The organism is Erythrobacter ramosus (assembly GCF_009828055.1).
Taxonomy (GTDB): Bacteria; Pseudomonadota; Alphaproteobacteria; order Sphingomonadales; family Sphingomonadaceae; genus Erythrobacter; species Erythrobacter ramosus.
In genome coordinates this window covers 970,083-982,942 of record NZ_WTYB01000002.1, presented here as the reverse complement: position 1 = coordinate 982,942, position 12,860 = coordinate 970,083, and the positions used below count along the sequence as shown (strand labels likewise).

The following is a 12,860-nucleotide window of genomic DNA, read 5'->3' as shown; positions in this document are numbered from 1 at the left end:
TATTCGAAGCTTACGCCAGCTCTTTCAGCATCGCGGCGAGGGTTTCCCCCAGCAGCGAAGGCGAGGGCGAGACGCGGATGCCCGCATCTTCCATCGCCGCGATCTTGTCGTCCGCGCCGCCCTGACCACCGCTGACGATGGCGCCCGCGTGGCCCATGCGGCGGCCCGGAGGGGCGGTGCGCCCGGCGATGAAGCCGACCATCGGCTTGGCGCGGCCCTTGGCGCGTTCAGCCTTGATGAAGGCAGCGGCTTCTTCTTCGGCCGAGCCGCCGATTTCGCCGATCATGATGATGGACTCGGTCTCCGGATCGTCGAGGAACAGGTCGAGCACGTCGATGAAGTTGGTGCCGTTGACCGGATCGCCGCCGATGCCGACCGCAGTGGTCTGGCCGAGGCCCGCCATGGTGGTCTGGTGCACGGCTTCATAGGTGAGCGTGCCCGAGCGGCTGACGATGCCGACCGAGCCCTTCTTGAAGATGTTGGCCGGCATGATACCGATCTTGCACTCATTCGGCGTCAGCACACCGGGGCAGTTGGGGCCGATGAGGCGCGACTTGGAACCCGACAGCGCGCGCTTCGCGCGGACCATGTCGAGCACCGGGATGCCTTCGGTGATGCAAATGATCAGCTCGATCTCGGCATCGATGGCTTCGCAGATCGCGTCAGCGGCGAACGGCGGCGGCACGTAGATGCACGAGGCGGTCGCGCCGGTCGCCGCCTTGGCTTCGCGCACGGTGTTGAACTGCGGCAGGCCGATATGGGTGGTACCGCCCTTGCCGGGGGTCACGCCGCCAACCATCTGCGTCCCGTAATCGAGCGCGGCCTGGGTGTGGAAGGTGCCGGTGTTGCCAGTCATGCCTTGGGTGATGACCTTGGTGTCTTTGTTTACGAGGATGGACATTCTTTTATCCTTCTACTTCTCGGTGGCGGGACGTGAGCCGATACGGCCCGCAAGATAAGTGACAATTCCAATCGTGAGTTGGCCTAGAACAAGCCACCCGAAATTCTGGAAGAGTGGATTGCTCGACCGCGACATGTCGATGATGAAGGCCGACATCATGCCCGCCATGATTGCCGGAAGGCTGACCAACAAGGCAAGCCACCACCAACGTTTTCGACCGGCCCAGAACACCAGGCCGATGTAGATTGCTAGCCCGAACAGGCCCGAAATTAGACCGGGGACGAAGTTGTCCATCACGCCAGCGAGCTATCCAGCGCCTTGCACGCGTCGAGCAGTTCCTTGACCGCATCGACGCTGACGCCGAGGTTGGCTTTTTCTTCGTCGGTCAGGCTGATCTCGATCACCTCTTCCGCGCCGCCCGCGCCGATCACCACCGGCACGCCGACATAAAGCCCGTCGACGCCGTACTTGCCGTCAACCTGCACCGCGCAGGGCAGGATGCGCTTCTGGTCGTAGAGGTAGGCTTCGGCCATCGAGATGGCGCTGGTGGCGGGGGCATAGAAGGCCGAGCCGGTCTTGAGCAGCGCGACGATTTCGCCGCCGCCCGAACGGGTGCGCTGGACGATTTCGCCGAGGCGGTCTTCCGAGATGCCCTTGATCTTGGCCATGTCCGCGACCGGGATGCCGTTGATCGTCGAGTAGGACAGCACCGGCACCATGGTGTCGCCGTGGCCGCCGAGCACGAAGGCATTCACGTCCTTCACCGAAACGCCGAATTCCCACGCGAGGAAGGTGGCGAAGCGCGCCGAGTCCAGCACGCCGGCCATGCCGACGACCTTGTTGGCGGGGAGGCCCGAGAACTCGCGCAGCGCCCAGACCATCGCGTCGAGCGGGTTGGTGATGCAGATCACGAAGGCATCGGGGCAGTTAGCCGCAATGCCTTCGCCGACTGCCTTCATCACCTTGAGGTTGATGCCGAGCAGGTCGTCGCGGCTCATGCCGGGCTTGCGCGCGACACCGGCGGTGACGATCACGACGTCGGCGCCGGCGATGTCGGCATAGTCATTGGTGCCGGTGATACTGGCGTCGAAGCCTTCGACCGGACCGCACTGGCTGAGATCAAGCGCCTTGCCCTGCGGCACGCCTTCGACCACGTCGAACAGCACGATATCGCCAAGGCCCTTGAGCGCGGCGAGGTGGGCAAGCGTGCCGCCGATATTACCGGCGCCGACGAGGGCGATTTTCTTGCGGGCCATTGTGAGGACGTCCTTCCCTTATTCATCGGGACGACAAAAACGCGCACAGAATGCTGGCGCCAACCCCCGTCCCAAGCGGCATGGCACCCGTTACAAACCGGGCGGTAGGCCGCTCAAAATGGGATTGCAACCGTCAAAAGGTCGGATGCGGCAACTATCTTTGCAAACAGTTCGCAATTGCATTAATGCGGCGGGTCAGCCGATCGGGGGAACCCCTTAGCGCAGGTGCCGTAAGGGCAGGGCGCTGTTCAGGCGGGAATAAGCTCCCTGCCTGCTCGCGCGGCGAGGCGGCGGTCGAACATCCGCGTGATCGCGAGCCAGTGATCCTGGGCATCGGCATCCCCGCGCTTAGCCGCATCGGCAGCGGCATCCACGGCGGCTTCGGCTGAGGCGAGACCGTGGGCGGCAAAATGCCGCAGCGCTTCAGTCAGGAGCGGGTCAAACGGGGCGGGCTCTGCCACACCGTCTGCCCCGAGCCGACGGTTATCATTGGCCGCCCGCGCCAGCGCCGGAGCCAGCAGTCCGCGCCCCGCAGCGCGCCAGCCGAGACGGCGGACCGGGTGATTGGTAGAAGCAAAGCGAACAGACATGAAGCGCGGCAATTCCCGTTATCGTCGCCGCGTCATCAGGTGCGCGGCGTTCCCGAACGCTTTAGCGATCCGCCGCTAAGGCTTGGTGTGATAACAGGGTTGAGAACAGCTTAACCCTGTTTCGGGCCAGCGCGTAGGCTTGCGCCTAGTCCTTGGCGGCCGGTGCCTGACCCGCAGAGGGCGCCGCGCCTGGCTGGGCTTTCCACTGTCCGGCGCGGGCATATTCGGCCTTGACCGTGCCGGTGCCGGTATAGGCTTCGCTCGGCACAGAGGGGGGAAGCGGGGCGGCATCAGCCTTGGCAGCGCCGCCGCGTGCGGCCTGCTGGCGGACCGGGACGGGGTCGAGTTCGTAGGCGATCACCGGACGGCCCGGCGTGGCTGTGACCGGCGCGAACGCAGTGACCGGGACGGCGGTCGTGCGCCCGCTCACCACCGGCTCAAGACCCGCATAGGCGTTGCTGAACGCCGCAGCCTGCCCGCCAGCGCCGCGATTGCGGTAGAACCGGTGCGCGCCGATGCTGCCAATATGGTCGAGTGTGCTGGCCCAGTAGGGATTGACCCAGAGCGTGTGATAATGCGTCGCCAGCCCGACCGGCGCATAGACGCTGCCGCCCAGCGCTTCGGACGCGATCCGCTGCGCGCGTGCCCAGCTGACGCCCGAGGGACGCCGCGCCAAGCTACCGTCGCAGGTGAAGGTGAACTGGCACCCGGTCGAGCGTTCCGAGCCTTGATAGACCACGCCGCACACGCTGGAGGGCCACGAGGGGTGAGCGACGCGGTTCAGCACCACCTGCGCCACGGCGCGCTGGCCCGCCTCGCTCTCGCTGGCGGCTTCGTACCAGATTGCCTGCGCGAGGCATTCGGCTGCGCGGGCGTGGGTGATGCCGGTGCCGGGCGAATAGAACGGCCGCGCCGCCGCGCCGACATCGATCAGCGCGCCCAGCTCGCGCCCGCTTTCCGCGCCCGAAGCGAGCGGATCGGCGGTGGGCAGCGCGACCAGCGCGGTTCCCGCCGGATCGGCCATGTAAAAGAAGGCAGAGCCCGGAAAGCTCATCCCCGGACGCTCAAACGGCAGGGCAGCCTCGGCGGCCTGACGGGTGGCGAGTGCGGCAGTGCTTTCGATCGCATTGCCCGGCAGAGTGCCTACGCCGCCGGATGCGGCCATCGCGGGCACGGCGATCGCGGCAAACAGCACCGCGAGGCGCTTGCGCCAGGCTTTGCGGGGGAGAGTAGCGACGGGCAGCGTCCATCCGTGGCTGGCTGAGGCCTTGAAGGGAAAGGAGGTGCGTGCAGAAGCCATAAGGTGTTCGAGGCCTTACGCGCGCGGCGCGGCAACGGCGAGGGCGGCGGACGCCTGCGTCCCGTTTCCGGACAGGTGGGCACAGCACCTTAACTCGTTGCACCAGCGAGCGCGCCGCCCTATCGCCGGGGCCGGATATGGCGCGGGATCGCATCAGCTTGAACGGGAGATTGGCGGTGCTGGCGGCGGCGCTGCTGCTGTCGTCCTGCGCGCCCGATGCTCCCGTGGCGAGGCCGCAATCGGATACCCCTACAATCGTCAGCCTCAACCCCTGCCTTGACGCAATTCTGGTCGAGATTGCGGGGCCGGAGCAGGTGCTAGCCCTATCGCATTACAGCCGCGATCCGGGTGGGAGTTCGATCCCGGCGGGCGTAGCGCAAAGCTATGGGTCCACCGGTGGGACGGCGGAGGAGGTGATTGCGCTCCAGCCCGATCTGGTGCTCGCCTCGACTTTCCTGCCGCAGCCGACCCGCTCGGCGTTGGAGCGTGCGGGCCTCACGGTCGCGACCTTTGGCAGCCCCGTCACCGTTGCCGAAAGCGTGGCGCAGGTGCGCGAAGTTGCCGCGCTCGCGGGCCGTGCCGGAAACGGCGAGGCGCTCGCCGCCCGCATCGCCGCTCCCCCGCCGCAAACCGGCGCACCGATCGATGCGCTGCTGTGGCAGGAGGGCGAGATTGTCGCGGGCGAGCAGACGCTGATCGTCGAATTGCTCCGCCAAGAGGGCTTCACCAGCCACGCCGCCGCGCGCGGATTGGGGCAGGCGGACCGGGTCAGCCTTGAGCGGGTGCTCAGCGATCCGCCCCGCATGCTGCTGATCGCAGGCGATGCGCCGGGCCAGCGTCATCCGTTGCTGGAAGGGCAATACAAGCGGATGCTGATCGCCGACTTCAACCCCTCGCTGATCTATTGCGGCGGGCCGACCATACCCAAGGCGCGCGAACGGCTGCGCGCGATCCGGGCTGAGGCGGAGCGCCGCCCATGAACCGTGCGAGCCTGATCTTCGCGGTGTTGCTCGCGGTGCTGGTGCCCCTGTCGCTGCTGGCCGGGCGAGTGTGGATTGCGCCCGCCGATTTCGGCCCCGGCAACACGCTGCTGATCCTTGCCGAACTGCGCCTGCCGCGCGCGGTGCTGGCGATCACCATCGGCGCGGGCCTCGGTGCGGCGGGAGCGGCCATGCAAGGCTATCTGCGCAACCCGCTCGCCGATCCCGGCCTGTTCGGCATTGCCCCGATGGCCGCTCTCGGCGCGGTGGCAAGCTTCTGGTTCAGCGCGGCGATCCCGCCCGCATGGGCCCCGTGGAGCCTGCCGCTGATGGCTCTGGCCGGAGCGGGCCTCGGCATGGCGCTGCTCGCGCTGATCGCCGGGCGCACATCGTCGGACGCTGCAGGCGGGGCGGGCGGCGGCATCGCGCTGTTCACACTGGCGGGTCTGATGCTGGCGAGCCTTGCGGGCGCTTTGACTGCGCTGGCGATCACACTCGCCCCCAATCCCTTTGCCCTGAGCGAGATCGTCATGTGGCTCAACGGCGCACTGACCGACCGGTCGTGGCGGGAAGTCGCGATTGCCGCGCCGCTCACCGCCGCCGGGATCGCGGTGCTGGCGCTCGCCGCGCGCAGCCTCGACGCGCTGACGCTGGGCGAGGAGGCGGCGCGTTCGATGGGTATAGAGCCGCGCCGACTGCTGGCGCTGCTGGTGGTCGGCATCGGGCTGACCGTGGGTGCGGGGGTGGCGGTGGCCGGGATCATCGGCTTTGTCGGCCTAGTGGTGCCGCATCTGGTGCGCCCCTTCACCAATCGCCTGCCATCAAGCCTGATCCTCCCAAGCGCGCTTGCGGGTGCCTGTCTGGTGCTGGCCGCCGACAGCGTGGTGCGGGTCCTGCCGCTGGTGACGGAGCTGCGGCTCGGCATCGCGCTGTCGCTGATCGGCGCGCCGTTCTTCGGCTGGCTGCTACTGCGTATGCGGCAAGGGCGGCTGTAGATGCTGGCGGCAGACAACCTCGCGCTGATGCGCGGCGGGCGCGAGGTCGTGACGGGCCTGTCCGCCGCGCTCAAGCCCGGCACCATCACCGCTATCGTTGGCCCCAATGGCGCAGGCAAATCATCGCTGCTGCTGGGGCTTGCCGGATTGCTCGCGCCAGCATCGGGCAGCGTCACGCTGGATGGCGAAATCCTCGCCCGCCTGCATCCGCGCGTCCGGGCGCAGAGCATCGGCTATCTGCCGCAAGCGCCCGACATCGCGTGGGACGTCGCGGTCGAGGCGCTGGTGGCGCTGGGCCGCCTGCCGTGGCGCGACCGGGGGACTGCTGCGATTGAGGCGGCGCTGGTCGCGCTCGATCTCGAGCCCCTGCGCCATCGTCCCGTCAGCCAGCTTTCAGGCGGAGAGCGCGCACGGGTGCTGCTCGCGCGCGTGCTGGCCGGAGAGCCGCGCTGGATTCTCGCTGACGAGCCGCTCGCCGCGCTTGATCTGGCGCATCAGCTCAGCCTGATCGCCCACCTCAAGGCCTGCGCGCGGCCAGAGAACGGGGCTGCGCAGGGTGTGGTGGTAGTGCTCCACGATCTCGGGCTGGCGATGAACCATGCCGACCGGGTGTTGGTGATGAAGGACGGGCACCTGATCGCAGACGGCCCGCCGAACATCGCATTGGCGCCGCAGGTGATTGCGCAAGGATGGGGAGTGCGGGCGCGGTGGCTCGGCGATCCCGGAGCGCAGGCGCTGATTGTGGGTGAGGAACCGGAACAGGCTGATGGGGGTTAGGGGTAACCCTGTCAGCCATGTTCCGGCCCCCGGCCACGTCTTTGCGAAGAGCCAGGTTGCGACCCTGAAGGGACCCGGCCGAGGAACCGCAAAGAGAGCCTCCATCTGATTGATCCGCGTTGATCGGACGACTTCAGTTTTTCTGTAGGCCTACTTAACATATTGAAAAGTAGAGGCGGAATCGTCGGGCTTGCTTAGCCGGTAAGCGTTTTGCGCCGGACACCGCGCGAATTGGATGCGATTTGGTGTCACCATAACATAATTCGATTCGCTTTTTCGGGTCCGGCGGTTCGGGCCATTGCGGCAGGGGCCGGGAAACCGCAAGGCGCTTCGCCCGTTGCACCCGCTATAGCCCGTCCCCATCTGTGGTGCCTTGCGGATAACCCCGCCGTGCCGCCCTTGACCCACGCGAACATTTCCGGAACAGATTGCACCCATGAGCCTCACCACCATCTCCGTGCGCGGCGCGCGCGAACATAACCTCAAGGGTATCGACATTGATCTGCCGCGTGATGCGCTGATCGTTGTCACCGGGCTTTCGGGCAGCGGCAAGTCGAGCCTCGCCTTCGACACGATCTATGCCGAGGGCCAGCGGCGTTATGTCGAGAGCCTGAGCGCCTATGCGCGCCAGTTCCTCGAAATGATGCAGAAGCCCGATGTCGAGCATATTGACGGCCTAAGCCCTGCGATCAGCATCGAGCAGAAGACGACGAGCCGCAACCCGCGCTCAACCGTGGCGACCGTCACCGAGATCTACGACTATATGCGACTGCTGTGGGCGCGGGTCGGCACGCCCTATTCGCCGACCACAGGCCTGCCGATTTCTGCGCAGACCGTAAGTCAGATGGTCGACCGGGTGATGGCCCTGCCCGAAGGCACGCGCCTCTATCTGCTCGCCCCCGTGGTGCGTGGGCGCAAGGGGGAATACCGCAAGGAACTGGCCGAATGGCAGCGCAGCGGCTTTACCCGCGTGCGGATCGACGGCGAGATCTATCCGATCGAGGAAGCCCCCGCACTCGACAAGAAGTTCAAGCACGACATCGAAGTGGTGGTTGACCGGATCGCGGTGAAGGAAGGCATCGAGACCCGCCTCGCCGAAAGCTTCGAACAGGCGCTGAAGCTGGCCGAGGGGCTGACTTATGTCGATCTGGCCGATGGCGTGGTGCCGGGGCGCGAGGACGAGGCGCAAGGTGGCGCGATGAAGGGCGCGGGCCTGCCGCCCAACCGCATCGTCTTCTCCGAGAAGTTCGCCTGTCCCGTCAGCGGCTTCACCATCGAAGAGATCGAACCGCGCCTCTTCTCCTTCAACGCCCCGCAGGGTGCCTGCCCCGCGTGTGACGGGATCGGCGAGAAGATGCTGTTCGATCCGCAGCTGGTGGTCCCCAACGAGGCGCTGACGCTGAAGCAGGGCGCGGTGGTGCCGTGGGCCAAGTCCAACCCACCGTCGCCTTACTACATGCAGGTGCTCGCCAGCCTTGCGAAGGCGTACGGGTTCGACCTGACAACGCCGTGGAAAGACCTCGCCCCCGAACAGAAGCTCATCATCCTCTACGGCACGGGCGGGATGCCGGTGCCGCTGACCTTCAAGGATGGCCGCCGCGAATACACCGTCAACAAGGCCTTCGAAGGCGTGATCGGCAACCTCAACCGCCGCATGATGCAGACCGAGAGCGCGTGGATGCAGGAGGAGCTGTCGAAGTACCAGACCGCGCAGCCGTGCGAGACCTGCGGCGGCAAGCGCCTCAACGAAAAGGCGCTGAGCGTCCGCATCGCCCAGACCGATATTGCCACCCCCGTCGCCATGAGTGTCGCGGATGCCAAAGCGTGGTTCCTCGCCTTGGACGCGCAGCTCACCTCGCAGCAGAGCCAGATTGCCAAGGCGATCCTGAAAGAGATCAACGAGCGGCTGGGCTTCCTCGACAACGTCGGGCTCGACTACCTCAACCTCGACCGCACCTCGGGCACGCTGTCGGGGGGCGAAAGCCAACGCATCCGCTTGGCCAGCCAGATCGGCTCCGGCCTCTCCGGCGTGCTCTACGTCCTCGACGAGCCCAGCATCGGCCTCCACCAGCGCGACAATGACCGCCTGCTCGAAACCCTCAAGCGCCTGCGCGATCTCGGCAACACCGTCATCGTCGTCGAGCATGACGAGGACGCCATCCGCACCGCCGATTACATCGTCGACCTCGGCCCCGGTGCGGGGGTGCATGGCGGCGAGATCGTCGCGCAAGGCACGCTGAAGCAGATACTCAAGGCCAAGGGCAGCCTCACCGCCGATTACCTCACCGGCAAGCGCAAGATCGACGTTCCGGCCAAGCGTCGCAAGGGCAATGGCCACAAGATCGTGGTCAAGAACGCGCGCGCCAACAACCTCAAGGGCGTGACGGCCAAGATCCCGCTCGGCACCTTCACCTGCATCACCGGGGTCTCCGGCTCGGGCAAATCCAGCCTCACCATCGACACCCTGCAGGCCGGGGCCGCCCGCGCGCTCAACGGCGCGCGGGTCATCGCGGGGGCACATGACGCCATCACCGGGCTCGAATACTGCGACAAGGTCATCGAGATCGACCAGTCCCCCATCGGCCGCACCCCGCGCTCCAACCCCGCCACCTACACCGGCGCCTTCACCCAGATCCGCGACTGGTTCGCCGGCCTCCCCGAAAGCCTCGCCCGCGGCTACAAGCCCGGGCGCTTCTCCTTCAACGTCAAGGGCGGCCGCTGCGAGAAGTGCCAAGGCGACGGCCTCATCAAGATCGAGATGCACTTCCTCCCCGACGTCTACGTCACCTGCGAGGAATGCCACGGGAAGCGCTACAACCGCGAGACGCTCGAAGTGAAGTTCAAGGGCCACTCCATCGCCGACGTGCTCGACATGACGATCGAGGATGCCGAGGAATTCTTCAAGGCCGTCCCCCCGATCCGCGAGAAGATGCGGATGCTGAATGAGGTCGGCCTCGGCTACGTCAAGGTCGGCCAGCAGGCGACCACGCTGTCCGGCGGCGAGGCGCAGCGCGTGAAACTCGCCAAGGAACTCGCGCGCCGCAGCACCGGCCAGACGCTCTACATCCTCGACGAGCCGACCACCGGCCTGCATTTCGAGGACGTGCGCAAACTGCTCGAAGTGCTGCACCGGCTGGTGGAGGGCGGCAATTCGGTCGTGGTGATCGAACACAACCTCGACGTGATCAAGACCGCCGACTGGATCATCGACCTCGGCCCCGAGGGCGGCGTGCGCGGCGGGGAGATTGTCGCGGAAGGCACACCGGAGCAAGTGGTAAAGGAACCGCGCAGCTTCACGGGGCAGTATCTGGCGCCGTTGCTGCTGAAGTAATCCTCCCCGAGCTCGCTCGGGGAGGGGGACCATCCGCAGGATGGTGGAGGGGCAGGCGAGGCAATCCTCCCCTGCAAGGGGAGGGGGACCATCCGTAGGATGGTGGAGGGGCAAGCGAGGCCGATCCCAACACCCCCTCAAAGTGTAGCAGCCCCCGCAATGGCTCACACAAAGACACAAAGCCACGAAGAGGGCAGCGCAATCCCGAACCGCTCCTTTCCCCTCCCTCGACCCCGGCGTTGTGGCTTCGCCACGCCTTCGGCTCCGCCGGGGCAGGTATCGGGGCCGGGGGTGGGTGTCCGACGCCCGAAGCCCTGCACACCCTCGCACCCCGGCAAAGACAGTGTGTTTCACGCAGAGACCGCAGAGGGAAGGAGAGGCGCAGAGGGGGCCTGCCAACCTACGGACATTTGTGAGCGCTTCGCGTCAGGGTGCGCAACCGCAACGCCCCTGTCTATCCGCCATGCTGAACGTGTTTCAGCATCCATGCTGCGGGGCGCACTGGGCGCACAAGTAAATTCGCGGGAAAAAGTGTGGGGCCAAGACATTAAATCAAGGTTGGCGATTCGTGTGACAGCGATTGCCGTATCAGACTGTGATTTATTTTAATGCCTTCATTTTGACCCAGCGTCCAGCGCTGGAAGGAATTTTAACATGGTACTTTTAATCGTCTCACCGCATTCAGTGGTAAGTCCGATTTGACGGAAGACGATATTTTTATACCGTTTGGCATCACAACCCATAGCCACGGCAATACGACTTCCGATCGACGTATTCTTTATTGGGATAGTTTGAATGCTCTCCAAACCGTCAGCGATTGCGCATAGCTCGGCAATCTCTGAGTCGGCTTCTGTCAAAATCTGACCAAGGGCGAACGTGATCGCTGGAGAGCTTAATTGTCTGACGTTAGCCACACTCACTTTCGCTTCCGCCAACATTCGGTTTATACGCCAAGTTGCCAATCGTGCTGATATATCAGCGCTTGATTGGCAGAGCGACGCCCTAAGCTCGGCCTTAGCGGATTGCATCCGCGCGTGAACATCTAGGCCACCCTCAGCTTCGAAAAGAAGTTTGGCAACAGCCTCAACAACCTTGGGCAAGAAGAGGAGATTTTCCGAGGTTGGACATAAAAGCGCATGTATCCCGTCTGCTTCGAGTGCCTGAACTTCAGGATCAGGCCTTCCATCTCGATCTATCAACCCCTTCGCTTCGATCCAGTGCAGTTGGTTATTTTTTCGAAGAGATTTAACCGCCTCAATGACTTCTTGCGCACCACCCTTCGGAGTGACTTTCCAATCCGGGAACAGCACGTTGTATATGCGATAATCGATTGAGTTTGGTGTTCCCTCGACAAACAGCAATTTTTGCCTCGCTCCGAGGAGGTCACGCCTCAGGCCTTCATCAATCGCCTCAAAATCGACAACAACTTCCGCGTCAAACTTCCTAGTTTCTGGATCAAGGGATATAACTTGCGAGTCTCGTACATGGACTAGGGTATTGATATGTCCCCCAGAAATTAAATTAACATCATGGCTTGCAAAAATATATCCAATGTCAGGACGTGCAAGGATAAGGGCATTTATAAAGGGAGCAACTATACTTGGATGAAGATTTCTTTCAGGCTCATCTATAGCAACGATCTTATTTGAATCTTGAACCCGATTATCCCCTTGACGCATGTAGTGAGTTCTGCCATTAAGATGGCATGACCAGCAAAAGCCCCTCTGCCAGTCCCGAGTTTAGCGTTCGCGAGTTCTTCGCGCGCTTCCCGAATGACGACGCTTGCCTCGCGCACATCATGGAAGTGCGCTTTGGCGGAACCCGTTTCGTTTGCGCGTCATGCGGTAAGGAAAGCACGCACCACAAGCTTGCAGCGCGCCGCACCTACGTTTGCGCCAACTGCGGCCACCATGTGAACCCTACCGCTAACACCATCCTTCACGACACGCGCACGCCGCTCGTTTCGTGGTTTTACGCCATGTATCTCTTCTGCACGACGCGCCACGGTGTGAGCGGCAAGGAACTGCAACGCCAGCTTGGTGTGACCTACAAGACCGCCTACCGGATTGGCCAACATATCCGCGACCTTATGAGCAAGGCGCAGGGCTTTGACGCACTGCTGGCGGGCCATATTGAACTGGACGAGGCCTATGTCGGTGGTCGCCGTTCGGGCGGCAAGCGTGGGCGTGGCGCGCCGGGAAAGACTATTGTGATGGGCCTTGCAGAGCGGAACGGACGCATGAAGGCGGTCGTTATCCCCAACGTCAAGGCCGATACACTGCGCGAAGTGGTGCTTAAGAACGTGGAAAAGGGTGCGACCGTCTCAACGGACGAACTCTACAGCTATGGCTTACTCACTGGTGACGGCTTCAAGCATGGCCGCGTCAAGCACGGTGCCAAGGAATACGCCTACTATAATTACCGCGCTGGCGAGACCTTCCACGTGAACACGGTTGAAGGCTTCTGGAAGCTGTTCAAGGCTTCGGTTCGCTCCACGCATATCCAGATCAGCGGCAAGCACATGCAGCGCTATCTGGACGAGTTCACTTTCCGCGCTTCGAACCGTGGGCGGGTAAACGGGATGTTTGATCTTCTGGTTGGGGCGCTGTGACGCGTCCTAACAGGCCTTCAAATTGAGCGCGATCTGCGGGGCCGATGCCTTCGGCTTCGGCTTGTTCGACGAACTCAGACAAGCGGTCGCCCGCTAACGCCTCAGAGAGAGTTAAGCGG

At 64.1% G+C, this 12,860-nt stretch carries 11 protein-coding genes; 5 read left to right on the top strand and 6 right to left on the bottom strand.

Features of this window, described 5'->3' with window-relative positions:
* Nucleotides 1-10 precede the first annotated feature (10 nt).
* From sucD to GRI59_RS11295, 5 genes are all read right to left on the bottom strand, one after another.
* Nucleotides 11-901 carry a succinate--CoA ligase subunit alpha gene (sucD, locus tag GRI59_RS11315; RefSeq protein WP_160761258.1) on the bottom strand — a complete coding sequence of 297 codons (891 nt, stop codon included), beginning with the start codon at nucleotides 899-901 and terminating at the stop codon, nucleotides 11-13.
* Between the two features lie 12 nt (nucleotides 902-913).
* Nucleotides 914-1,195, bottom strand: a complete 282-nt coding sequence (locus GRI59_RS11310; RefSeq protein WP_160761257.1) for a hypothetical protein — start codon at nucleotides 1,193-1,195, stop codon at nucleotides 914-916.
* Nucleotides 1,195-2,157, bottom strand: a complete 963-nt coding sequence (mdh, locus tag GRI59_RS11305) for a malate dehydrogenase (protein WP_160761256.1) — start codon at nucleotides 2,155-2,157, stop codon at nucleotides 1,195-1,197. Before mdh ends, GRI59_RS11310 begins: the two co-directional genes overlap by 1 nt.
* Nucleotides 2,158-2,405: 248 nt before the next feature.
* A complete protein-coding gene (locus tag GRI59_RS11300; protein WP_160761255.1) occupies nucleotides 2,406-2,747 on the bottom strand; it encodes a hypothetical protein in 342 nt (113 codons plus the stop codon).
* Nucleotides 2,748-2,892: 145 nt separating this feature from the next.
* On the bottom strand, nucleotides 2,893-4,047 hold the full coding sequence (locus GRI59_RS11295; protein ID WP_237440782.1) for a cell wall hydrolase: 1,155 nt from the start codon (nucleotides 4,045-4,047) through the stop codon (nucleotides 2,893-2,895).
* Between the two features lie 158 nt (nucleotides 4,048-4,205).
* Between GRI59_RS11295 and GRI59_RS11290 the strand changes: the two genes are divergently transcribed.
* From GRI59_RS11290 to uvrA, 4 genes are all read left to right on the top strand, one after another.
* Nucleotides 4,206-5,027, top strand: coding sequence for an ABC transporter substrate-binding protein (locus GRI59_RS11290; RefSeq protein WP_237440781.1), 822 nt, complete (start codon nucleotides 4,206-4,208; stop codon nucleotides 5,025-5,027).
* On the top strand, nucleotides 5,024-6,022 hold the full coding sequence (locus GRI59_RS11285) for a FecCD family ABC transporter permease (RefSeq protein WP_160761253.1): 999 nt from the start codon (nucleotides 5,024-5,026) through the stop codon (nucleotides 6,020-6,022). Before GRI59_RS11290 ends, GRI59_RS11285 begins: the two co-directional genes overlap by 4 nt.
* Entirely contained in the window at nucleotides 6,023-6,799 is a 777-nt protein-coding gene (locus tag GRI59_RS11280; RefSeq protein WP_160761252.1) for an ABC transporter ATP-binding protein, read from the top strand. It begins immediately after the preceding gene.
* A gap of 436 nt (nucleotides 6,800-7,235) precedes the next feature.
* Entirely contained in the window at nucleotides 7,236-10,130 is a 2,895-nt protein-coding gene (uvrA, locus tag GRI59_RS11275; RefSeq protein ID WP_160761251.1) for an excinuclease ABC subunit UvrA, read from the top strand.
* Nucleotides 10,131-10,744: 614 nt separating this feature from the next.
* Here uvrA and GRI59_RS11270 read toward each other — a convergent pair.
* Nucleotides 10,745-11,809, bottom strand: a complete 1,065-nt coding sequence (locus GRI59_RS11270) for a DUF4435 domain-containing protein (RefSeq protein WP_160761250.1) — start codon at nucleotides 11,807-11,809, stop codon at nucleotides 10,745-10,747.
* A 26-nt stretch (nucleotides 11,810-11,835) separates the two neighbouring features.
* On the opposite strand from GRI59_RS11270, the gene GRI59_RS11265 reads away from it, so the two are divergent.
* The gene (locus GRI59_RS11265) at nucleotides 11,836-12,741 is read left to right on the top strand and encodes an IS1595 family transposase (RefSeq protein WP_160761249.1); all 906 of its coding nucleotides are present in this window, start codon (nucleotides 11,836-11,838) and stop codon (nucleotides 12,739-12,741) included.
* The last annotated feature ends 119 nt before the right edge of the window (nucleotides 12,742-12,860 follow it).